Source organism: Bacillus sp. FSL W8-1202 (genome assembly GCF_038006165.1).
Classification (GTDB): domain Bacteria; phylum Bacillota; class Bacilli; order Bacillales; family Bacillaceae; genus Bacillus; species Bacillus subtilis.
The window spans coordinates 1,904,246-1,927,827 of the sequence record NZ_JBBOUR010000001.1 but is presented as its reverse complement, the minus strand read 5'-3'; the positions used below and the strand labels follow the sequence as shown (position 1 = coordinate 1,927,827).

General features: G+C 46.2%; 22 protein-coding genes. 10 read left to right on the top strand and 12 right to left on the bottom strand.

Features of this window, described 5'->3' with window-relative positions:
* Nucleotides 1-13: 13 nt before the first annotated feature.
* The 3 genes from NSQ09_RS09950 to NSQ09_RS09940 all read right to left on the bottom strand — a co-directional run bounded on the left by NSQ09_RS09950 (nt 14) and on the right by NSQ09_RS09940 (nt 3,376).
* Nucleotides 14-1,450 (bottom strand): anion permease, encoded by a 1,437-nt coding sequence (locus NSQ09_RS09950; protein WP_015383080.1) that lies wholly within the window; start codon nt 1,448-1,450, stop codon nt 14-16.
* A 125-nt stretch (nt 1,451-1,575) separates the two neighbouring features.
* Nucleotides 1,576-2,838, bottom strand: a complete 1,263-nt coding sequence (locus NSQ09_RS09945; RefSeq protein ID WP_003244025.1) for a pectate lyase — start codon at nt 2,836-2,838, stop codon at nt 1,576-1,578.
* 190 nt (nt 2,839-3,028) lie between these two features.
* The gene (locus NSQ09_RS09940; protein WP_003233729.1) at nt 3,029-3,376 is read right to left on the bottom strand and encodes a general stress protein; all 348 of its coding nucleotides are present in this window, start codon (nt 3,374-3,376) and stop codon (nt 3,029-3,031) included.
* A gap of 243 nt (nt 3,377-3,619) precedes the next feature.
* On the opposite strand from NSQ09_RS09940, the gene NSQ09_RS09935 reads away from it, so the two are divergent.
* The 7 genes from NSQ09_RS09935 (at nt 3,620) to NSQ09_RS09905 (ending at nt 10,458) form a co-directional block, all read left to right on the top strand.
* Entirely contained in the window at nt 3,620-3,988 is a 369-nt protein-coding gene (locus tag NSQ09_RS09935) for a YfmB family protein (RefSeq protein ID WP_015252572.1), read from the top strand.
* Nucleotides 3,989-4,097: 109 nt separating this feature from the next.
* Nucleotides 4,098-5,045 carry a Fe(3+)-citrate ABC transporter substrate-binding protein YfmC gene (yfmC, locus tag NSQ09_RS09930; RefSeq protein WP_129137513.1) on the top strand — a complete coding sequence of 316 codons (948 nt, stop codon included), beginning with the start codon at nt 4,098-4,100 and terminating at the stop codon, nt 5,043-5,045.
* A gap of 72 nt (nt 5,046-5,117) precedes the next feature.
* Complete coding sequence (gene fecD, locus NSQ09_RS09925; RefSeq protein WP_015482945.1) at nt 5,118-6,119, top strand: Fe(3+) dicitrate ABC transporter permease FecD; 1,002 nt, start codon at nt 5,118-5,120, stop codon at nt 6,117-6,119.
* Nucleotides 6,116-7,099 carry a Fe(3+)-citrate ABC transporter permease YfmE gene (gene yfmE, locus NSQ09_RS09920; protein WP_144453928.1) on the top strand — a complete coding sequence of 328 codons (984 nt, stop codon included), beginning with the start codon at nt 6,116-6,118 and terminating at the stop codon, nt 7,097-7,099. Before fecD ends, yfmE begins: the two co-directional genes overlap by 4 nt.
* Nucleotides 7,100-7,111: 12 nt before the next feature.
* Nucleotides 7,112-7,912 (top strand): Fe(3+)-citrate ABC transporter ATP-binding protein YfmF, encoded by an 801-nt coding sequence (gene yfmF, locus NSQ09_RS09915; protein ID WP_003233737.1) that lies wholly within the window; start codon nt 7,112-7,114, stop codon nt 7,910-7,912.
* Nucleotides 7,913-8,015: 103 nt separating this feature from the next.
* Nucleotides 8,016-9,035 (top strand): NADP-dependent oxidoreductase, encoded by a 1,020-nt coding sequence (locus tag NSQ09_RS09910; protein WP_095843569.1) that lies wholly within the window; start codon nt 8,016-8,018, stop codon nt 9,033-9,035.
* 175 nt (nt 9,036-9,210) lie between these two features.
* Nucleotides 9,211-10,458: an IS256-like element ISBsu2 family transposase gene (locus tag NSQ09_RS09905; RefSeq protein ID WP_031600262.1), complete on the top strand. Its 1,248-nt coding sequence runs from the start codon at nt 9,211-9,213 to the stop codon at nt 10,456-10,458.
* Here NSQ09_RS09905 and NSQ09_RS09900 read toward each other — a convergent pair.
* Nucleotides 10,450-10,911 carry a GNAT family N-acetyltransferase gene (locus NSQ09_RS09900; protein ID WP_341031212.1) on the bottom strand — a complete coding sequence of 154 codons (462 nt, stop codon included), beginning with the start codon at nt 10,909-10,911 and terminating at the stop codon, nt 10,450-10,452. The two genes, NSQ09_RS09905 and NSQ09_RS09900, sit on opposite strands and share 9 nt — an antisense overlap.
* A gap of 67 nt (nt 10,912-10,978) precedes the next feature.
* Nucleotides 10,979-12,109 (bottom strand): DEAD/DEAH box helicase, encoded by a 1,131-nt coding sequence (locus NSQ09_RS09895; protein ID WP_029317503.1) that lies wholly within the window; start codon nt 12,107-12,109, stop codon nt 10,979-10,981.
* A 173-nt stretch (nt 12,110-12,282) separates the two neighbouring features.
* On the opposite strand from NSQ09_RS09895, the gene NSQ09_RS09890 reads away from it, so the two are divergent.
* A complete protein-coding gene (locus NSQ09_RS09890) occupies nt 12,283-13,839 on the top strand; it encodes an ABC-F family ATP-binding cassette domain-containing protein (protein WP_014476110.1) in 1,557 nt (518 codons plus the stop codon).
* Nucleotides 13,840-13,958: 119 nt separating this feature from the next.
* Here the strand turns inward: NSQ09_RS09890 and NSQ09_RS09885 are convergent, their stop codons facing one another.
* The 7 genes from NSQ09_RS09885 to yfmT all read right to left on the bottom strand — a co-directional run bounded on the left by NSQ09_RS09885 (nt 13,959) and on the right by yfmT (nt 21,133).
* Nucleotides 13,959-14,114: a hypothetical protein gene (locus NSQ09_RS09885; RefSeq protein WP_080262654.1), complete on the bottom strand. Its 156-nt coding sequence runs from the start codon at nt 14,112-14,114 to the stop codon at nt 13,959-13,961.
* A gap of 290 nt (nt 14,115-14,404) precedes the next feature.
* The gene (locus tag NSQ09_RS09880; RefSeq protein ID WP_041338227.1) at nt 14,405-15,595 is read right to left on the bottom strand and encodes an MFS transporter; all 1,191 of its coding nucleotides are present in this window, start codon (nt 15,593-15,595) and stop codon (nt 14,405-14,407) included.
* 65 nt (nt 15,596-15,660) lie between these two features.
* Nucleotides 15,661-16,083, bottom strand: coding sequence for a MerR family transcriptional regulator (locus tag NSQ09_RS09875; RefSeq protein WP_014479143.1), 423 nt, complete (start codon nt 16,081-16,083; stop codon nt 15,661-15,663).
* A gap of 125 nt (nt 16,084-16,208) precedes the next feature.
* Nucleotides 16,209-16,655 (bottom strand): YfmQ family protein, encoded by a 447-nt coding sequence (locus NSQ09_RS09870; RefSeq protein ID WP_017695579.1) that lies wholly within the window; start codon nt 16,653-16,655, stop codon nt 16,209-16,211.
* A gap of 122 nt (nt 16,656-16,777) precedes the next feature.
* A complete protein-coding gene (locus tag NSQ09_RS09865; protein WP_017695580.1) occupies nt 16,778-18,667 on the bottom strand; it encodes an ABC-F family ATP-binding cassette domain-containing protein in 1,890 nt (629 codons plus the stop codon).
* A gap of 134 nt (nt 18,668-18,801) precedes the next feature.
* Complete coding sequence (locus NSQ09_RS23080) at nt 18,802-19,206, bottom strand: methyl-accepting chemotaxis protein (protein WP_369888597.1); 405 nt, start codon at nt 19,204-19,206, stop codon at nt 18,802-18,804.
* Between the two features lie 469 nt (nt 19,207-19,675).
* Nucleotides 19,676-21,133, bottom strand: a complete 1,458-nt coding sequence (yfmT, locus tag NSQ09_RS09855) for a benzaldehyde dehydrogenase (protein WP_328207012.1) — start codon at nt 21,131-21,133, stop codon at nt 19,676-19,678.
* 249 nt (nt 21,134-21,382) lie between these two features.
* Here yfmT and NSQ09_RS09850 point away from each other — a divergent pair, with 249 nt between their 5' ends.
* Both NSQ09_RS09850 and NSQ09_RS09845 read left to right on the top strand, forming a co-directional pair.
* On the top strand, nt 21,383-22,768 hold the full coding sequence (locus NSQ09_RS09850) for an amino acid permease (RefSeq protein WP_328207010.1): 1,386 nt from the start codon (nt 21,383-21,385) through the stop codon (nt 22,766-22,768).
* Nucleotides 22,769-22,859: 91 nt separating this feature from the next.
* Entirely contained in the window at nt 22,860-23,567 is a 708-nt protein-coding gene (locus NSQ09_RS09845) for a YjjG family noncanonical pyrimidine nucleotidase (RefSeq protein WP_041351089.1), read from the top strand.
* Nucleotides 23,568-23,582: the final 15 nt, after the last annotated feature.

The window sequence follows — 23,582 nt, the reverse complement described above, 5'->3', positions numbered from 1 at the left end:
TGCCTTTTTCTTTCTACCATATACCCAGTACTTTCCACCATAATCCGCCGATCACAAGCCATACGATGATATGAACAATCGACAGGATAAATCCGATGGACCACCATTTGCCTTGCGGGATGTAGCCTGCTCCGAAGAAGACCGGTGCCGCTCCAGAACCGTAATGAGTCGTTGACCCGAACAGGTTACTGATGAACGCGAGGCTCAGCGCTGCTAAAAGCGGCGGTGCGCCCGCTGCCACGACGACAGCCAAAAATGCTGAATACATCGCACTGATGTGGGCTGTCGCACTTGCAAAGAAATAGTGAGAGTAATAATACACAACAATTAAAATGATGAATGCCACAATCCAAGAGAACCCTGATACGGATGATTTCATGGCATTACTGAACCAAGACACCATGCCTAATTCATTCAAGAAGTTGGCGAGCATGACAAGCGCCGCAAACCAAGTGAGCGTATCCCAAGCGCCCTGTTCTTTCTTGATATCATCCCAAGTCAAAACTTGTGATAATAAGAGAACGGACAAACCGATCAATGCGGTTGTGGTTGCGTCGATGTTAAAGCTGCCGCCAAAAATCCACAGCACAAGCACCAAAAGAAACACGATAACCATGGAAAGCTCTGATTTTTTGAACGGTCCCATTTCTTTCAGTTTTTCTGTTGCGATTTTCGCCGCATCCGGTGTTTCTTTGATTTCCGGCGGATACAGCTTGTAAATCACAAGCGGCGTGATGATTAAGCTTACAAGTCCCGGCACAATCGCGGCAATTGCCCAGCTTGTCCATGTTAAGTCCACCCCTGCGACATCATGGGCCAGCTTGGCAATCAGCGGGTTCGCCGCCATCGCTGTCAGGAACATAGCAGATGTGATCAGATTCCCCTGAAAACCGGTTTTTAATAAGAATGCACCGATTTTCCTCTCTGTTCCATTTGCCGGGCTTGATCCGAATGTTTCGGATAATGATCTGATAATAGGAAATATAATGCCTCCTGCACGCGCCGTATTACTTGGAATAGCAGGTGAAAGTATTAAATCACTGAATAGCAGTGAATAAGAAAGTCCAAGGGTTTTTTTCCCGAATTTCTGAACGAATACATACGAAATTCTCGCACCGAGCCCGGTTTTGATAAATCCCCGGGAAATAAAGAATGCGATAACGATAAGCCAAATGGTCTTATTCCCGAATCCGCTTAATGTATCCTCAATTGATAGTGTTCCAGTTAGTGCAGTAACCGCCAATGCAAAAATTGCAATTGCACCCATTGGCAAGGGCTTGGAGATAAAGCCGATAATTGTCGCGACAAAAATCGCAAACAAATGCCAAGCTTTAGGTTCAAGTCCGGACGGAGCGGGAATAAACCAGATGATTAGTCCCACAGCGACAGTAATAAGCAATGGAACAAGCTTTACTGCTGACTGTTTTCCTGCGTCTTTTTCTGAAGCCATAAATAGGTCTCCTCCTATATACTTGTTTTCCGATCCCTTTTCCATTCTACTCCTTAACTAAGTTAATAAACATTTTAATTAATTAAAAAACACAAAGGTTAGCACCCTTTGTGTTTTTCACTTTCTTAATTTAATTTACCCGCACCCGCTTGATTTATGACATTTGATTTCACATTAGCAGAAGCATCAATCGACCCATGCAGAGACGGCGTCCAGCCGACAGAAGAGCTCAGCCCGTTTGCAGCCGATGCGTTGATCTGTGTGCCGTTCAGCAACGTGCCGGAGTCATATAAAGCCGTTCCCCCGCTGAATACGCTGATCGTTTTAGCAGCTGACAGTCCCGGTACGTCAATGACATTGTTTTGGGCATAGATTTTAGATGACTTTCCGATTCCCCATGCATAGCTGAAAGGATAACTTGAAGAGCTTGTGCTTCCTTCATAATAGTTGTTGTATACGTGCACTTGCCCGAAGCGGACTCTCGGCGCGCGCTGGACAATATTTTTATAGCGGTTATGATGCAGCGTAATTTTTAATTTGCCGTCATCGGAGGTTTTGCTGTCACTTGATCCGAAAATGGAGCTTTTATCATGATCGTGATAATAGTTGTAGGACATCGTGATATAGTTAGCACCGTTGGAAGCATCCGTTTGGCCGTCATGGTGCTGATATTTTCTTCCATAATATTTCGGTGATGTGCTGTCCGGACGCGAACCGTCATTAAATGTACAGTGATCAATCCAGATGTGTGTGCCGCCGTTTATCGTGATGTTGTCGTATTGTGAGTTCCAGTTCCCTGAGCTTCCGTCAGTCGGATCCCATTGCGGAAAATAGTCATAGGCATCCTGGAATTCAATGTTGCGAATAATGACGTTATCACTCTTGATTTGGAAGTTTCCTCCCACGACTTTAGCGTTAGTCCCTGAACCGACGATCGTCGTGTTTGCAGGGATATCCACCATGACCCGTGCTTTTTGGTTTTTCTGAGAGCGCGCTCTCGCTTCTTCTTGTGTTCCCGACGGCTCTTTTTTGCCCCATGTGCTAGGATCATAGGCTTTCAAATATTTGTCCAAATCATACTCCGGATCTTTATAGTCATTTAGGCCAAGCGGCTTCAGATTGTCATCCACGTTCATGTCAATCGTTCCCTTGATATAAATGATTTTTGGCGTTGTGTTCGTTTCCTTCCCTAATGCCGAGACAAGCTGGTTTCTGTTGCTGACGGTATACACATTTGAGGAGGATGCTTTTGATCCGCCTGTCGTGCCGGTCGAGTACGCGCCCCAGCCATCATTGGATCCCAACGTCTGGTGGCCTAAATCAGCTGCGTTCGCGCCAGCTGGAGTCAATCCTAAAAACAAAGCCGTAGCTAACATCACTTTTTTCATCCACTATGTACCCCCATTTTCTATTTTGTGAGATTTTATTCCAATTTATCACAAAAATATAATAGCAAATTGAGGGACATTCAGAACCGAAAATGTTCCGCTATCCTATTGCGGCATTCTGCAAAATCCCACCGCAAAGACCGCAAAAAAACCAAAAGGCCGACATTGGCCTTTTGGTTTTTTCCTTGCTTTATGCCCAAGCTTTCACTTTTTCGTTATCTGTCACAAAGAGAAGCACTTTTCCTTCATCTAAGCGTTTTTCAAATTGAGCGGCTTCATCTTCAGAAAAACCGATTTCGTGAATTTTATTGCGGAGCTCGTCTCCTTTTTTATTGAAGATATTTCCCACCGCGTGCTTGAAACCTGTTTCTTTGGCTCCGATCGTGTTGGCGTTCGTGTTGTCTGCCAGGCGTTCAGTTCTGTCATCGTCGTGAGCTAAGACGTATACATCCTCTTTCGCAACACCCATTTTCTGCAATTCCTCTACATCCTTCATGAGCTGTTCGTCATTTGTATACTCTTTTACAACTGGTTTCATGTCGATATTCCTCCTTCATGTTTTCTATATTTCTTTCATACCCGATCGTCTGTACCTGAAACAGATTCCAGAACATTAAAGAGAAAAACAGGAGGAATGGTAGTAGCTATTTGTTTTCCGTCCATGGTAAAGTGATAGGAACGGGACCTATTTTCAGAAAAATCAAAATTAAGGAGAAGCCGCTGCACGGAGCACACGACCATGAAACGCTGCCTTTATCCGTACGAGCAGGAGGTATGTCTAATGCAATACTTTTCACCAGAACAGCAATACAATGCTTGGATTGTGAGTGATTTAGTCAAACAGATTTTCCATAAGCGTGCCGGATGTTCACCAGGAATTCACGAGCTTGCGGTTTTTGCCGAGGAACATTTTCATATCGATATCGACTTTGTTTTCTCGATTATCATGAATATCGGCGACATTGAATTTGCACTAACAGATGAAATAGAAAAGAAATTGTCCGGTTATCTCAGCACTCTCCTTCCTTATGTCACTGCTGATATGTTCGAAACCTCTAAAGCCAACGCCCATGCGTTTTTGTCTCGAAGACACGGTAACGCTTCATACCACTTATTTGTGTCTGATGATGCTTTCATGAGAAAGCAGTAAAAAACGCATCTTTCTTTACTAAAAAAATATTGACATGATAAGCCATGCTATTATAGTGTTACATGTGATAATGATTCTCATTACTAAATCTGAAAAAAGGAAGAATGACATGCGCACCTATTCTAACAAGTTGATTGCCATCATGAGTGTTTTATTGCTCGCCTGCCTCATTGTATCCGGCTGTTCATCAAGCCAGAATAACAACGGAAGCGGCGAAAGCGAGTCTAAGGATTCCAGAGTGATCCATGACGAAGAAGGAAAAACGACAGTAAGCGGCACACCTAAGCGGGTGGTTGTGCTTGAGCTTTCATTCTTGGATGCCGTTCACAATCTCGGCATTACGCCGGTGGGCATCGCCGATGACAACAAAAAAGATATGATTAAAAAGCTTGTCGCAAGCTCCATTGATTACACATCTGTAGGCACACGCAGCGAACCCAATCTTGAGGTCATCAGTTCCTTGAAGCCTGATTTAATCATCGCTGACGCTGAGCGCCATAAAAACATTTATAAACAGCTGAAAAAAATCGCCCCGACGATTGAATTAAAAAGCCGTGAAGCGACATATGACGAAACGATCGACAGCTTTACGACCATTGCTAAAGCATTAAATAAAGAAGATGAAGGAAAAGAAAAGCTTGCCGAGCACAAAAAAGTCATCAACGATCTAAAAGCCGAACTTCCGAAAGATGAAAACCGCAACATCGTTCTCGGCGTTGCAAGAGCGGATTCCTTCCAGCTTCATACATCATCATCCTATGACGGAGAAATCTTTAAAATGCTAGGCTTTACACACGCTGTGAAGTCAGATAACGCCTATCAAGAGGTCAGCCTTGAGCAATTGAGCAAAATCGATCCTGATATTTTGTTCATCTCAGCCAACGAAGGCAAAACCATTGTAGATGAGTGGAAAACGAACCCGCTCTGGAAAAATCTCAAAGCGGTGAAAAATGGACAAGTCTATGATGCGGACCGTGACACTTGGACAAGATTCAGAGGCATCAAGTCTAGTGAAACAAGCGCCAAAGATGTGCTTAAAAAAGTGTATAATAAATAGGACAAATGAGAAGCGAGGGGAAATCCTTGCTTCTTCGTTTTTGCAACCAGACGCAGTAAGGAAGTGAGACTGTTGTATCATTCAGCCAAACGGCGCTCATCATCAAGACTGATGATGTTTATCATTGCACTGATTATTTTTATATTTGGGCTTGGGCTGAATCTTTCAGTAGGAGCCTCAGACATCGGCATCATAGATTCATTGAAATATCTTTTTGTATGGGACGGTTCAAAGGAACAGCTCATCATCTCTACTCTTCGCCTTCCCCGCACATTAATCGGCGTTTTTGTCGGCGCCAGCCTAGCTGTAGCAGGGGCGCTGATGCAGGCTATGACCAGAAATCCTCTGGCTTCACCCCAAATTTTCGGTGTGAATGCGGGTGCATCGCTTTTTGTCGTTGCTTCTCTCGTCATTCTGCCGGCATCGCCCTATTCATCTGTTATATTCGCTTTTGCGGGTGCGGCAGCAGGCGGCGCGATTGTGTATATGATTGCCTCATCCGGCGGAATGACACCTGTCAAGCTGGCGCTGTCGGGAATGGCCGTGCATTTGTTCCTCTCCTCTATGACACAGGCCATCATTATTTTAAATGAGTCAGGTGAGGATGTTCTGTACTGGATGACAGGCGCAATCGACGGCAGCAACTGGCAGGATGTCATAACCATCGCTCCGTTTTCTGTCATTGGCATCGGGCTTGCCCTCGTATTTTCCGGTTCTGTTTCTGTTCTCGGTCTCGGAGACGAAACAGCAAAAGGGCTTGGACAAAATATGAACGGCATCCGGATTCTGATCAGTTTGATTATTTTAATCCTTTCCGGCGCTTCCGTAGCCGTCGCCGGGCCGATTGGCTTTGTCGGGCTGCTCGTCCCGCATATTGTCCGCAAGCTGATCGGAGAACATTATCAATACGTGCTTCCGTTTTCGGCACTGTTCGGTGCCATTTTGCTGGTGTACGCAGATGTTCTGGCCAGATGGATTGCATTTCCTTATGAATCACCGGTCGGCATTGTCACCGCGATTATCGGAACGCCGTTTTTCTTATATTTGGCAAGGAAAGGGCGACATCTGAAATGAAGAAAACAACCAGAAAACAAAAACGCCCCTTGCTGGCGATACTCATATTGGCCGTGATTTTAATCGTTCTGTCCGTCATCAGCATGGGAATCGGTGCATTATACATTTCACCTGATGCGGTAGTGACGAATCTGCTGGGACTGGATCATTCCTTTGAATTTATCATCCAGCAATATCGCCTTCCCCGCATCATATTAGCAATTTTGGCCGGTGCAGGGCTTGCCGCTGCCGGAGCGATTTTACAGGGTGTGATCCGAAATCCGCTCGCTTCCCCGGACGTTGTCGGCATTTCAAAAGGCTCCGGACTTGCGGCGATGGCTGTGATTCTCATCTTTCCTGAGTCGCCGGTATACGTGCTTCCGTTCTCCGCATTTGCCGGAGCCGCCATTATTGCTGTACTATTAAAGAGCATTCAGCCCTCTTCACTGGCTTTATCAGGCATTGCTTTAGGCGCGGTCTGCCATGCCGGAATGCAATATATGATGGTAAAGTTTCCAGGCGACGTGAATGCTGCACTCATTTGGCTGACAGGAAGCCTCTGGGGAAGAAACTGGGAAGAAGTCAAGCTGCTTGCGCCATGGCTTTTGATTCTTTTTCCGATCGTCTGCATACTCATACCGAAGCTGGATCTTATGTCACTCGGGGATGAGCTTGCACAGGGTCTCGGAGAAAACGCAAACCGGCTGAGATTCATCCTGATTTTCACCGCGGTGGCGCTGGCGGGAAGCTGTGTAGCCGTCGTCGGCTCAATCGGTTTTATCGGCTTGCTTGCTCCGCATATCGCCAGACGGCTTACCGGAGAAAAAGCTAAATATTTACTGCCTGCATCGGCATTGATTGGTGCTATTATATTATTAATTGCAGATACGTTAGGGCGCGGCATCATGCCTCCGGTTGAAATACCTGCCGGAATACTGACAGCCGTGATCGGCGCGCCTTATTTCTTATATTTATTGAAATTCGAAGCGAGGAAACAGTAGGGAGAGGATACCATGGGAAAACTGGCTGCAGACCAGCTCACTCTTTCATATGACAGTACAGTGATTATTGACGGAGTCGACTTAAAGATAGAAGAAGGAAAAATCACTGCGCTCATCGGCGCTAATGGCTGCGGTAAATCAACAATCCTCAAATCGCTCGCCAGGCTGATGGCCCCGAAAAGCGGTACAGTGCTACTAGAAGGAAAAGACATCCACCGCCAGCCATCAAAAGAAGTCGCAAAAAAACTGGCCATTCTTCCACAATCTCCTCAGGCCCCTGAAGGATTGACGGTAGAGGAATTATGCTATTTTGGCAGACATCCTCACAAAAAGCTGTTATCCAAGCATACCCAAGAGGATCATGACATGGTAGAGTGGGCGCTGGAAGCAACGGGCATGATTGAACTGAAGGATCGGACGCTGGATGCCCTTTCAGGCGGCCAAAGACAAAGAGCCTGGATTTCAATGGCACTTGCGCAAGGCACTGATTTGCTTTTGCTTGATGAGCCGACCACGTATTTAGACATCTCACACCAGATTGAAGTGCTTGAACTGCTGAAAAAGCTGAACCGCGACCATGGCCGCACCGTTGTCATGGTGCTCCATGATTTAAACCAAGCCGCTCAATACGCTGACTATCTGATCAGTGTGCTGGACGGAAAAATATACAACGCCGGAACACCGGAAGATGTGTTCACCCAGCCATTTTTCCGTGAAGTCTTCGGCTTGGAATGCTGCATCATGAGAAGCCCGATCGACCAGAAGCCAATGTGCCTGCCGACGGGACTGTGCCCGAAACTACGGGCGAAATGAAAAGGAGAGGAGCCCCTCTCCTTTTTTGTATGCCAGCTTACCTTTTGTATTTCCTCTCCTGTCCATGTTACAGTGGTGTCAACCAAGTGATAGGAGGATAAAAATGACAGCATCTCAGCAGCAAATTCAATTAGCAAGACGTCCACAAGGTATTCCTGTTCATGAAGACTTTCGCTTTGAAACCATTCCGGTTCCTGAACCCAAGCAAGGGGAAGTGCTTGTCAAAACGCTTTATGTATCGGTTGACCCTTATATGCGCGGCCGTATGCAGGATACGAAGTCATATGTTGAGCCGTTCGCCTTGGATAAAGCGCTTTCTGGCGGGGTTATCGCTGAAGTTGTGTCAGACGGGAATCATCTGAAAAAAGGCGATATCGTCATCGGAAATCTCAGCTGGCAGGAATTTTCCGCTGTGGGCGAGTCTGCCTTGCGAAAAATTGATACAAGCCTTGCTCCCGCTTCGGCCTATCTCGGCATTTTGGGAATGACCGGCTTAACAGCATACTTCGGATTGCTGGACATCGGACGCCCGAAGGAAGGCGAAACCGTGGTTGTCTCCGGAGCTGCGGGAGCCGTCGGTTCAACAGTCGGGCAAATTGCCAAAATCAAAGGCGCGCGAGTTGTCGGTATCGCGGGTTCTGATGAAAAAATCGACTATTTAAAACAGGAGCTTCAGTTTGATGAAGCCATCAATTACAAAACAGCGGATGATATCCAAAAAGCGCTTCAAAACGCTTGTCCTGACGGTGTCGATGTGTATTTTGACAATGTCGGCGGACCGATTTCAGACGCGGTGATGAATCTGCTCAATGAATTTGCCCGCATTCCGGTGTGCGGCGCCATTTCTTCCTATAACGCAGAAAGCGAAGCAGATGACATGGGCCCTCGTGTCCAATCAAAACTCATTAAAACGAAGTCGCTGATGCAAGGCTTTATCGTAAGCGACTACTTCGATCGTTTTTCTGAGGGAGCAAAACAGCTGGCAGAATGGCTGAAGGCTGGTAAACTCCATTACGAGGAAACCATCACAGAAGGCTTCGAAAACATTCCTGACGCGTTTCTCGGTTTATTTAAGGGAGAAAATAAAGGGAAACAGCTGATCAAGGTCAGTGATCCGAGCTGAATGAAGATGAAAACGGGAGGGCTTTTTGCCCTCCTTTTATGTTTCGATGAGATCAGCTGCGAAGAATCAGCGTAAGAAAGGGAGTGTAATATTAACTGTGTAAGTAAGGAATGCGTACGGTTCCTTACTCACACAGTTTTTTATTTGATAGAATAATACGTATAAAGCTAAAGGAGTGGTTTCAGTGGGGAAATTGAAAAGAGATCCGAACTCCGTAGAATTAGCTAACAAGATTATCGAACAGTATCAGCCTAAATCAGTAGAAGATATGCAAGAAGCATTAAAAGACATATTTGGTCCCATGTTTGAGTCAATGCTAAAAGGTGAAATGAATCACCATTTGGGCTATGAATCCAATGACAAGGGAGAAAAAGAAACAAGAAATAGAAGAAATGGATATGGCAAAAAGATCGTGAAAACAACGGCAGGAGAAGTTGAAATTGCAGTCCCCCGTGATCGTGATGGTTCATTTGAACCGCAGTTGATTCCAAAGCGTAAAAGAGATGTATCCTCTATAGAGGATAAGGTCATTTCGATGTATGCCAGAGGAATGTCACAACGAGACATTTCTTCCACGATAGAAGACATCTATGGCTTTTCTGTATCTCATGAAATGGTATCCGACATTACGGATACTGTACTTCCTAATTTAGAAGAGTGGCAAAATCGTCCCTTAAGTAACTGTTACCCTTTTGTGTTTGTCGATTGTCTTTACACAACCATTCGTAATGACTATGAAACGAAGAAGTATGCCGTTTACACAATACTAGGATATACCATAGAAGGTAAAAAGGACATTCTAGGTTTGTGGTTGAATGAAACGGAAAGTAAACATAAATGGATGCAAATTTTTGATGAAATCAAATCTCGTGGTGTAGAAGATATCTTCTTTCTCTCAATGGATGGCGTTAGTGGTCTGGAAGAAGGAGCACGTGCGATTTTTCCTGATGTGACCGTACAGAGATGTATTGTTCATTTAATTCGAAATTCGATTAAGTATATACCAAGTAAAGACTACAAGCCTTTTACTGCTGCCTTAAAGAAAGTGTATGGAGCTCCAAGCCTTAAGGCTTGTCACAGTGCATTTGAATCTTTTGAAAAGCAGTGGTCTACGTACCCTGGAGCTGTAGACGTATGGAAACGAAACTTTTCTCATGTGGAACAACTTTTCGATTATGGTGGTAATATTCGTAAAATCATGTACACTACAAATGCCGTTGAAAGTATCCACTCTAGCTTTCGAAAAGTCACGAAAAAAGGAGCATTCCCCCATGAGAATGCCCTATTAAAAATATTGTTTTTACGAACAAAAGAATTAGAAAAGAAATGGGATGGTGGACGCATCCAGCAATGGGCTATGGTCATGAATCAACTATTAGTTCATGACCACCTAAAGGAACGTGTGAAGAAATATCTAGAATAACTTACACACTTTTCTTGACAAGCCCGTAAGAAAACCATCTTCATCAGGTTCTGTATCTTCCAAAGTGAATCCTGCTGCTTGAAAGCAAGCTAAACTGATTCGATTGTCTTCTTCAATGCATGCCACCCATTCCCGCACGCTAGTAAAATCAGGTTCGGTCATCAGCTTTTGCAATATCCGTTTTCCGTACCCTTGAAGCCGGTACAAAGGATTGACGATCAATCCAATATATGTCCGCTTCTCCCCGAACTCAATAACGACCATCCCTGCCGGCAGCTGTCCATCATACGCCATGATGACAGTATCGTGTTTATCTTTATTTACTCGTGCATACCACTCATCTAATGGCAGCATCCCATCCATTCTCCGTCTGGTATCCTCATTCTCAAACCAGTGTTCAAGTATTTTCAGCTCTGGCTCCTGCATTACTTGAAACCTGTCTATTGAAGCCATTTTCCCACCTCCGCGCAAAATCTTTTCTATTATTTTACAACAAAAAAAGGGCTTTCCGCCCTCCTTTTTATTTCGTCTTCAGTTTTCCGCCTGCATACACAGCTTCACTCAGCTCAACACCAAGCTTCTTCGCCATTTTTTTCAGCTTTGATTCCTCCAATTTTGTCACAAGGCTCAGCACGTTGCCTTCTTTTCCGGCCCGGCCTGTTCGTCCTGATCTGTGGACATAGCCATCTTCATCTGGAATATCAGCATGAATCACGTATGGCAGGTTTTCAATGTCTAAACCGCGTGCTGCAATGTCAGTCGCCAATAAAAGAGGAAACTCTCCGTTTTCGAATGCGGCAATGATTTTCGCCCGCTCCATTTTTTTCGCTTCGCTGTGCAAAACGCCGAGTTCAACGTGGTGATATGCCAGCTTTTCCGCATATACACTCAGGTTGCCAATGTCTCTCACAAATACGAGTGCCTGCATGCCTTCAAGCCTTGACAGCTTTTGCAGCAGCTTCACTTTGTCGCGCTGGTCGCAAATCAGGTATTGATGTTTCACTTTCCCTGCCTCCGCCTTGCTTCGCTGTACCTTCAACACCTCAGGCTCTTGCGCCAATTCGCGGAGCACATCCTCTGTTTCCTTTTTGAGTGTCGCGGAAAAACATAGAAGCTGGCGGTCTCTTAATGTCGTTTTAATAATTTGTTTGATCGTCTCGCGATGCTCCGGCAGGATAAGCTGATCCGCTTCATCAAATACAATCGTTTTCACTTCATGCATTTTGAGTTTCTTTGCTTTAATCAGTTCAAATACCCTGCCTGGCGTGCCGACGATGATATGCGGATGTTTCTTCAGCTTTTCGACCTGCTTCTTCACATTCGCCCCGCCGATTAAGGAAGCCGCGCGCAGCTCTGAGCCCGCTTTCCAATCCTGAATCACCTGAAAAATCTGCATCACCAGCTCACGGGAAGGCGCTAAAATCACCGCCTGCGGATGCTTTTGCTCTGGTTTGATCCGCTCCAAGACCGGCAGCGCATACGCCAGCGTCTTCCCTGTGCCTGTCGGCGATTCCGCGATGACATCCTTTCCGTCCATGATCAGCTGGGCAGCCTGCTCCTGTACAGGAGTTGGCTTTTGAAAGCCGGAAGCATTCCAATTCTCTTGTATAAATGATTGTGCATTATGTAAAAATGGCCAAGTTTGCGTCATTTTGTTCTCCTCAATTCCTGAAATCTATTCCATAGTATCTCAAAACCTCGCCCGGAACGCAATTTTTCTTTTTCTTTCCTATACCTTTCAACATTCCGAATCCTCCTTTATAATCAAAAGGGTGAATATTACACGCCGATTGAGCGTGTTTGATAAACGATAGAGGTGTAAACATGAGTATTTTATCTGTAAAGGATTTAAGCCACGGCTTCGGTGACCGGGCCATTTTTAATAACGTCTCCTTCCGCCTGTTAAAAGGCGAGCACGTCGGGCTGATCGGCGCAAACGGTGAAGGAAAATCAACCTTCATGAATATTATTACCGGAAAGCTTGAACCTGATGAGGGAAAAGTCGAGTGGTCAAAAAATGTCCGTGTCGGCTATCTTGACCAGCATACCGTGCTTGAAAAAGGAAAATCCATTCGTGACGTCCTGAAAGACGCGTTCCATTATTTATTTGCGATGGAAGAGGAAATGAACGAGATTTACAACAAAATGGGCGAGGCTGATCCCGACGAGCTCGAGAAGCTGCTTGAAGAAGTCGGCGTCATTCAAGACGCGCTGACAAACAATGATTTTTATGTTATTGATTCCAAAGTGGAAGAAATCGCCCGCGGCCTCGGCTTGAGTGATATCGGTTTAGAGCGCGATGTCACCGATTTGAGCGGCGGCCAGCGCACAAAGGTCCTTCTCGCTAAGCTTCTCCTTGAAAAGCCGGAAATTCTGCTTCTCGATGAGCCGACCAACTATCTTGATGAACAGCATATTGAATGGCTGAAGCGCTACCTGCAGGAATACGAGAACGCGTTCATTCTGATTTCCCACGATATTCCGTTCTTAAACAGCGTCATCAACCTGATTTATCACGTTGAAAATCAAGAGCTGACACGCTATGTCGGCGACTACCATCAGTTTATGGAAGTCTACGAGGTGAAGAAACAGCAGCTTGAAGCGGCCTACAAAAAGCAGCAGCAGGAAGTCGCGGAGCTGAAGGATTTCGTTGCCCGCAACAAAGCGCGTGTCAGCACGAGAAACATGGCGATGTCCCGCCAAAAGAAACTCGATAAGATGGATATGATCGAGCTTGCGGCAGAAAAGCCAAAGCCGGAATTCCACTTTAAGCCGGCGAGAACGTCAGGCAAGCTGATTTTTGAAACGAAGGATCTCGTGATCGGTTACGATTCCCCGCTGTCCCGTCCGCTCAACCTCCGCATGGAACGCGGCCAAAAAATCGCCCTTTACGGCGCAAACGGGATCGGAAAAACGACGTTGCTGAAAAGTTTGCTTGGCGAAATCCAGCCGCTCGAAGGCTCTGTAGAACGCGGTGAGCACATCTATACCGGCTATTTCGAGCAAGAGGTCAAGGAAACAAACAACAATACGTGCATCGAAGAAGTATGGAGCGAATTCCCTTCTTATACGCAGTATGAAATCCGTGCCGCTCTGGCAAAATGCGGACTGACGACAAAGCATATCGAAAGCCGCGTCTCCGTATTAAGCGGAGGCGAAAAAGCGAAAGTCAGATTGTGCAAGCTAATCAACTCAGAAACAAACCTGCTGGTGCTCGATGAGCCGACAAACCACTTGGATGTCGATGCCAAGGAAGAGCTCAAGCGCGCTCTGAAAGAATATAAAGGCTCCATTCTGCTCATTTCCCACGAGCCAGACTTTTATATGGATATTGCGACAGAAACGTGGAACTGCGAGTCTTGGACGACGAAAGTGCTTTAATTTATAAAAAAACCCGCCTGCTGAAGGGCGGGTTTTTTACTGCCATTTTTTCTGAACGATTCTCAAAAGCTCTCTGTCTTTTAAAATGAGCTGCAATGGAGATGTGAATTCATCAAGTGTCAGCTCTCTTTTGGCAGACAGCTCAAAATCCTCCTCATCTGCCCAAGCGGTAAACCACTCGACCGAGAAAAGCTGTTTTTCATGACGCTGTGTATGTATTGATAGAGCGTTTCTAAACATTTCTGATCATATTCGTCAGGTTTTGCCTTATCCATGGCAAACGTCCCCTCTACAGCATGAACCATCACTGAAATGGCAATCGTAAATGAACGGACACATTCTCAGCTTCTGCAAGATAAATCCCAGCCGCATCAATGCCTGACCGAAGCGGATGCCCTTTCCGCGAACGCCGTTCTTGCTGACCGAAAAAACCGGTTTCTAAAGGGAGTTTTCAGCCGGAAAATAGTAAAATTGTGTCATAAAGGTTGTCCTTTCCTGCACCAATTCGATTATGATGCATTATAACGAATAAAAAGACACTGCATCTGTGCAGTGTCTTTCGTTATTAATGTCCCGCCTTAATCCCAGCAAGATGTTTACGTCCCATGAGAAGGACAAGCATGCCGACAAAAACGACGATTCCTCCGACTGTATATGGTGTGCTTGCGGTGAAGTGTTCTGACAGCATTCCTGCAATCCACGGGGCGAGCGCGCCGCCGATGAAGCGGACTGAGCTGTAGGCTGAAGACGCGATTGAACGTTCAACCGGCGCAGAACCCATCACAGCAGTTGTCATGATCGTATTCACCATACCGAGGACAGCACCGGCGACAACGATACATGTAATAATCAAAGTCTGATGGTCTGTCCAGATCCCCATAATAATGAGAATGGCCGCAAAGGCGATAAAGAGAACGACGAGCGAACGCACAGTGCCCAGCGCTTTGTGGACGAGCGGCGCCGTAAAGACTGACGTAATCGCCAGCAGAAGGCCCCAGCCGAAGAAGACATATCCAAGACCGTGTTCATCTAAATCCAGAACGAACGGAGAATAAGCAAGCAAAATAAAAAATCCAAAGTTGTATAGGAATGCCGATACCGCCATTGTCAGCAGGCCTTTATATTTGAGCGCCTTCATCGCATCAAACACACCGACGCGTTTTGCCGGTTTCGGCAGCTTCGGAAGCATGAAAGAAATCGCGATTAACGCAATAAACATCAGGACAGATACTCCGAAAAACGGTGCGCGCCATGAAATGCTTCCGAGCTCTCCGCCTGCAAGCGGCCCGACGGAAATTCCGAGACCAAGCGCGGCCTCATACAAAATAATCGCTTGGGCGCTGCCGCCGACTGACACGCCGACGATGACCGCAAGCGCTGTTGAAATAAACAAAGCATTCCCTAATCCCCAGCCGCCGCGATAGCCGACTAACTGAGCGATTGAGCTTGAGCTGCCGCCAAGCCCCGCAAATACAATAATAAAAATAAGTCCGAGAATTAACGTCCATTTCGCGCCGATGCGGCTGGAAATGGCTCCTGAGAAAAACATCATAAATCCGGTTACAAGCAAATAACTTGTAAACAAGAGTGATACTTCACTAGGTGAAGCATGTAATTGTGCGGCAATAGCCGGAAGAATTGGATCGACCAGCCCGATTCCCATAAAAGAAATCACACAGGCAAACGCGACAGCCCATACCGCTTTCGGCTGGCTGAGCAAGCCTGTTTTCTGATTCACTTGTGTTGTCTTATCCATTTGACCTGACCTCCATCTTTATTCCATTAAAAGAAACGCTACAAAAATAGCGTTTAACAAACTTTTCATTCGATTGATTGAATGGCGCGTTCCGCTTTGCCTTTCATGCCTTGCAGGCGTTCTTTAAAGCTTTGGAATGTGCGGATTTTCTCATCAATCAAACTCAGCTGGTGATTCAGGGTTTCCTGAATTTCCTCCAGTTTTTCTTTCCGTTCCTTTGGATCCAGTGACAACAAATACCCCTCTTTGTTTAACTCTAGCTGGCGGCTGGTTTCCATGAAATGCTGAAGCTCCTGAAGGGAAAAACCGAGCACCTCTTTTGTGCTGATGACTTTCTCAAGCTCCTCCATATCATCCTCTGAATAAAGCCTTACACCGCCGTCTGTCCGTTTCGGCGCCGGAATCAAGCCGATTTCTTCATAAAACCGGATGGTCCGCTTTGTCAGTCCGCTTCTTTTGGCCACTTGATCAATCTTCATCCATTCCAAGGTAAATCCCCCTTCACCGTTTCTGTTACCATTATACACCTTATTGAACCTTAACGTAAACGTTAAGTTTTAAAAAACAATAAAAAAGACGAGTAGCATAAAGCACCCGCCTTTCACTTTCCTGTTTAAGCTAAACTTCCCGCCACTGACAGAGACTCTTTTTGAAGGCTTTCAGAAAGCACTCGATACGCGATCACTTTCTTCTTGTACTGTTTCACGACGTCAATATGGTCGTCATAGCGGTACACGAACAGCTTCACGTCTTTGTTTCCTTTTTTTGTATCTATCACCAGCGGCGTCCCGCCGTTTTCCGGATGTAAATAACGCTCTTCATCACCTGGATAGATATAATATTTTTCCAGGAAGATAGCTTCGTTAAATTGATCAATCACTTTCTGCTTCTCTGCACCCTCGAGGCGTTTTCCATCTAGAGAGAGACTCGCATTTTCGCCACTCAGCTTGGCGTGCACTTCAAATTTACCGAGCAGCCATTCTATGACGCCTGTAGGAAGACAGGTTAATACGATTTTCACCAGACTCATGAGAATTAACATCACGATCGCCCATGTCATACTTCATCATCTCCGTTAGTTTTCCATGTGCCGCTGACACACAATTTTATCCTAACATAAGCAGGCCGGTTCGTTTTTGTCCATTATGTGAAAAAAAGCGCGGCCTGCTGCGGCCACGCTTTTTAGCTTTCCAGTTCTTCGATCATGAGGGACAATTCTGTCCAGCGGTCCATCGCAGCCTCAAGCTCTTCCGCCGTTTTCGCCTGCTCGGCCATCAGCTCTTGGATTTTGCCAAAATCACTGCCTGCTGCGGCGATGTCAGCTTCAAGCTGTTCATGCTTTTCTTCCAGCTGGGCAATTTTATCTTCGATGCCGTCCCATTCCAGCTGGTCTTTGTAAGAAAGCTTTTTCCGTTTTTTCTTCGGCTCGGCTTCAGCCGTTTTTTCCTCAGCTGTCGGTTTTGGGGCCGCTTTTTTCGCTTTTGACTCCTCCATATAGTCGCTGTAGGAGCCTTGAAAGCGGGAAATGACGCCATTTCCTTCAAATACAATCAAACGGTCGACGACGCGGTCAAGGAAATAGCGGTCATGGGATACGGTGATGACGACGCCAGGAAACTGGTCAATATAATCCTCAAGAACGCTTAATGTTTCAGTATCCAAATCGTTCGTCGGCTCATCGAGAAACAGGACATTCGGCTCCTGCATGAGAACCTGAAGCAAGTATAAACGGCGTTTTTCCCCGCCGGACAGCTTGCGGATATACGTCTGCTGCATTGAACGCGGGAAGAGGAAACGCTCGAGCATTTGTTCAGCTGTAATCATATCGCCATCTGCCGTTTTTACGACCTCCGCCGTTTCTTTTATATAGTCAATGACCTTTAACTCACCGTTCATTTCACTATGATCCTGAGTATAGTAGCCGATTCTGACCGTCTGTCCGATCGTAATATCGCCTCCGTCCGGCGTATGACGGCCGGCAAGGGCATTTAACAGCGTTGTTTTCCCGATGCCGTTCGGCCCGATGATCCCGATCCGTTCACCTGGTATGACAAGTTCATTAAAACGGTCGACGAGCATGCGGCCGTCATAAGCGATCATGACGTTCTCCGCTTCAATAACCTGTTTTCCGAGACGGTGCGAGCCAATGGCAAAATCGAGTGAACCTGATGACTGAGGGCCTTTCTGCTCTTTAAGCGTCTCTACCCGGTCAATTCTCGCCTTTTGTTTTGTTGAGCGGGCTTTCGCTCCTCGTCTGAGCCAGGCCAGCTCGCGGCGCAGCAGGTTTTGCCGCTTCGTTTCCTTTTGCTCAGCCTGCGCTTCCCGTTCCGCGCGTTTTTCTAAAAACACTTCATAGTTGCCTTTGTACGTGTAGAGGCTGCCTCTTTCAAGCTCATAAATGCGGTTGGTGACACGGTTTAAGAAATATCTATCGTGCGTCACCAGCATGACGGCGCCGGGATATTGGCTTAAATACCCTTCAAGCCACTCAATCGTTTCATTATCCAAATGGTTTGTCGGCTCGTCCAAAATGAGCAGATCAGCGGGCTGAATTAAGTTTTTGGCAATGGCCACCCGTTTTTTCTGGCCGCCTGAGAGCTCATTGACCGGTTTTGTTACGTCGTTGACGCCCAGCTTAGACAATACGGTTTTTGCCAAGGTGTTTGCATCCCATGCATTGTTCGCGTCCATTTTCGCCTGCGCTGCCAGCAGGTGTTTCTGGCGCTGTTCATTTTCGGGATCTTTCCCCAGTTCATACAGCGCTTTTTCATATTCACGTAAGGTTTTCATCACAGCCGATTCACCGGAATAGATATGCTCCAGCACTGTTTGCCCCGCAGGCAGCTCCGGGTCTTGATGAAGAAATTCGACCTGCACGCTTCCGGATTTCGTGATTTCTCCTTCTTCGATAGATTCCAAGCCGGCAATTACTTTCAGCAGCGTTGATTTTCCAGTTCCGTTCGGCCCGATTAATCCGATTCTCTCATTCTCTTCAATATGAAAGGAGATATGGTCAAATAATGTTTTATCTCCGTATGTTTTATAAAGATTTTCCGCTTTTAATATGCTCATGGTTCCTATCAATCCTCACGTAAGTTCATGTGTACATTTTAAATCAGCCGCTGGAATAAAACTAGTAAAACGTCAGACGAATTTCATGGAAATGCAGGATAAGAAAAAGACCGGGGATGTTTGTCCCCGGTCTCTTACTCTTCCTCAAGCGCTTTTTCAGCCATTTTTGCAAGATGCTGCGCGCTTCCTGAAATCTCCTGCATCGTGGCGGAAATTTGTTCAACGGCAGCGGCTTGTCCGTCTGTATGCTGGTTAATCGACTCAATGGATTCCTCCAGCCCTTTCAGCAGGCTGTGGATTTTTTTCGTAATCTGGTCAATTTGGCCGACATTTTCTTTTGAATGCGTCGCTAGCTTTCTGATCTCATCTGCGACGACAGAGAACCCTTTTCCGGACTCCCCTGCTCTTGCCGCTTCGATCGCGGCGTTCAAGCCGAGCAGATTGCTTTGGTCCGAGATGCCTTTAACAGTTACTGAAATATCGGCGATTTCACCGGCGCTTTCGCTTACTTTTTTCGCCTGAGAGGAAATGCCCGACATTTGAGTTGAAAACCCGTTAATTGATTCAGAAATGTCGGAAATGGCTGCGGCTGTTTGTTCAACGACAGCTGATAAGCTTTCCGCCACATCATGCAGCTTTGACGACTCCTCAAGGCTCGTTCCGAGGCCGACGCCTCCAATGACTCTTCCATTCTCGTCGTGCAGCGGGATGGCACGCGCGATCAATGGGAAGCCGAACAATTCTTTCGGAACCATGCTCGTCTTCTTCTGATTGCTTCGGATGGCATCTGTGATGATATCCCCTTCCCGCAGCGGATCGCCGGCTTTTACGTTCAGCGAAAAGCTTTTGGCCGGTATATTCACGAGCAGTTTTTCCGTATCATAAATGCCGATTGTAATATCATCCTGAACCAGGCTGTTTAAATAAGGGGCTACTTTGATAAATGCGTCCAGAATATCTGCGGTTTCTTTTTCCGTTTTTATGCTCAAGTCCATTCACTCCTATTCATTAATAAGGGAAGCTGCGTTTTTCGTGCTGAACCGAGATCCATTTCAGCGTTGTAAATTCTTCAAGGCTCCACTCACCGTTCAAACGGCCGAGGCCTGATTGCTTTTCACCGCCGAAGGCTACATTCGGTTCATCATTAATGGTCGTGTCATTAACGTGAATCATGCCTGTTTCAATACGTTTCGCAAAAGCCACGCCGCGCTCAAGATTTGACGTATGTACGGCGCCGCTCAAGCCAAACGGGGTTTCGTTTGCGATATCCACCGCTTCGTCTTCTGAATCAAACTTCATAAAGGAGACGACTGGTCCGAACAGCTCTTCCTTGGCAATGCTCATGAACGGTTTGACGTCTTTTAAGATCGTGGGTTCCACGATCGTCCCGTTAAATCCGCCAAGCTTCACTGGTACAGCGCCTTCTTCAATTGCTTGCTCTACAGTCTTCATCAGCCCGTCCGTCTGTCTGCTGTTGATTAATGGCCCGATAATCGTATCAGGATCCATTGGGTCGCCGACTTTCAGCGATTCCACTTTTGCCTGGTACAGCTCAAGGAACTTGTCATAAATAGAAGAATGAACAAGCACTCGGTTGGCTGACATGCAAATCTGTCCTTGATGTGTAAATCGGCTGAACACCGCCGCATTGACCGCATATTCTATATCTGCATCCTCAAGTACGATGAAGGCGCTGTTCCCGCCAAGCTCAAGAAGCGGCTTTTTAAAATGCTTCATCGCAAGCTGTCCGATGTAGCTGCCGACTTTCGTAGAACCGGTAAATGAGATGATCCGCGGCACTGGATGCTCAACGAAGCTGTCGCCGATTTCAGCAATGTCTGTGACAACAACATTCAGCAGTCCCTCTGGAATTCCCGCGTTCTCAAAAATTTTCGCAATCAGCGTTCCGCCGCAAATCGGCGTTTCCTCATGCGGCTTTAGCACAACGCCATTGCCGGCTCCGAGTGCAGGCGCCACTGATTTCATAGATAAAAAGAATGGGAAGTTAAACGGGCTGATGACACCGACAACGCCTGCCGGCACGCGATATAATCTGTTTTCCTTGCCGTCTATTGTGGACGGAAGAATTTTGCCTTCCATGCGGACAGGGAACGTTGCCGCTTCTTTTATGATGTTTTTGACAAGACCGATTTCAAAAGCTGCTTTGAGCCTTGTTCCGCCAAGCTCCTCCATAATCAAATAAATAATGGCTTCTTCGTTCTCTTCGATATACGTGACGGCTTTTTCTAAAATGGTTCTTTTCTCGAACGGATTGACCGCATCCCATTTTTTCTTCGCCAGCGCCGCTGCCCTGTACGCTTCATCTATATCGTCAGCAGTCGCTTTACGGAATGTTGTGAATGTTTTTTGAGTATAAGGATTTTTGTTTTCCAATACATTTGGGCTGCTGCCCTCCTGCCATTTCCCGCCGATAAACTGTTTATTCAACTCTTCATATTGAAACATGGTCAGCATCTCCTTTATAACCGCAAATCAAAATATGGGCGAATCTATTTTTTCTATCGGTTCATCTTGCATAAAATTGAATATACGATTAGTAAAAATTACTATCCTATGATACGACAACGCTGTTTCGCTTCTATCATTTAAAGCAGAAAAATATTTTATTGACTGCGTCAAATTTCGACAATATAATACAACAAGAACTGCATATAATGATTAGAATATTTTGAATATTTCTAGGAGGAACTTTTGATGAGTTCATTATTTAGAAAAAAACCGCTTGAAACATTGAGTGCGCAGAGCAAGTCAAAAAGCCTTGCCCGTACGTTAAGCGCATTTGATTTAACCTTGCTCGGTATCGGTTGTGTCATCGGTACAGGGATTTTTGTCATTACAGGAACAGTGGCAGCGACCGGTGCAGGTCCCGCCCTCATCATATCGTTTATTTTAGCGGGGCTCGCCTGTGCGCTGGCTGCTTTCTGTTATGCTGAGTTTTCGTCTTCCATTCCGATTTCGGGAAGCGTGTACTCATACTCATACGTGACACTTGGAGAGCTGCTCGCCTTTTTGATCGGGTGGGATCTCATGCTTGAATATGTCATTGCACTGTCGGCGGTTGCCACCGGCTGGTCTTCATACTTTCAATCACTGCTTGCCGGCTTCAATCTTCATATTCCGGCTGCACTGACAGGAGCGCCGGGAAGCACGGCGGGCGCCGTATTTAACCTTCCGGCTGCGGTGATCATTCTCCTCATCACTGCGATTGTCAGCAGAGGCGTCAAGGAAAGCACACGCTTTAACAACGTCATCGTACTGATGAAAATCGCGATCATATTATTGTTCATTATTGTCGGCATCGGCTATGTGAAACCGGATAACTGGTCTCCTTTTATGCCATTCGGGATGAAAGGCGTCATACTTAGCGCTGCCACTGTATTCTTCGCGTACCTTGGGTTTGACGCGGTTTCTAACGCGTCAGAGGAAGTGAAAAATCCGCAAAAAAACATGCCCGTCGGCATTATTTCAGCTCTAGCCGTCTGCACGGTTCTGTACATCGCGGTATCGCTTGTGCTGACAGGCATGATGCCTTATGCCAAATTGAATGTCGGAGATCCTGTATCCTTTGCGCTGACATTCGTCGGACAGGACGCTGTTGCCGGAATTATTTCTGTCGGTGCGATTATCGGGATTACGACGGTGATGCTCGCTTTGCTGTATGCTCAGGTTCGTTTGACATTTGCCATGAGCAGAGACGGCCTTCTGCCTGGATTGTTCGCAAAGGTTCATCCGTCATTTAAAACCCCGTTCCGCAACACATGGCTGACAGGGATCGTTGCAGCGGGAATCGCCGGCTTTATTAACCTCGGAACGCTGGCCCACCTGGTGAACATGGGAACACTTGCCGCGTTTACGGTCATATCTATTGCTGTCATTGTGCTAAGAAAGAAACATCCTGAAATCAAGGCGTCCTTCAGAGTGCCGTTCGTTCCGGTTGTGCCGATTATCAGCGCAGGCATCTGCATTTGGTTCATGTACAGCCTTCCCGGCGTCACATGGCTTTCATTTGTCATCTGGATCGCTGTCGGAACGCTGGTTTACTTCCTATATTCGAGAAAACACAGCTTATTAAACAAATAATCTCTTTTTAGCCGGCGGTGCCTCACCCGCCGGCTTTTTCCTTTTTTTATGTGCTATACTTTGAGTACATATGAGAAAGGGAGACACACAGATGAAACGATACCGCACTTTATTATTTGATGCAGATGATACCATCCTTGATTTTCAAGCGGCAGAAGCTTTAGCCCTGCGTTTGCTGTTTGAAGATCAGAACATTCCTTTAACAAATGACATGAAGGCGCAGTATAAAACTATCAATCAAGGTCTCTGGAGAGCCTTTGAAGAAGGTAAGATGACACGGGATGAAGTCGTAAACACGCGTTTTTCCGCTTTGCTCAAGGAGTACGGTTACGAGGCGGACGGCACCTTGCTTGAGCAAAAATACCGCCGCTTTCTTGAAGAAGGACATCAGCTTATTGACGGTGCATTTGATCTCATCTCAAATCTGCAGCAACAGTTTGATTTGTACATCGTGACAAACGGCGTGTCTCACACACAATATAAGCGTCTCCGTGATTCAGGATTATTTCCATTCTTCAAGGACATTTTCGTTTCTGAAGACACAGGCTTCCAAAAGCCGATGAAGGAATATTTCGATTACGTGTTTGAACGGATTCCTCAGTTTTCAGCAGAGCACACATTAATCATCGGGGATTCACTAACTGCTGATATCAAAGGCGGACAGCTCGCCGAGCTTGATACTTGCTGGATGAACCCTGACATGAAGCCGAATGTGCCAGAGATCATACCAACCTATGAGATTCGTAAGCTTGAAGAGCTATATCACATTTTGAATATCGAAAATACCGTCAGCTGCTAATCAGGCTGACGGTAT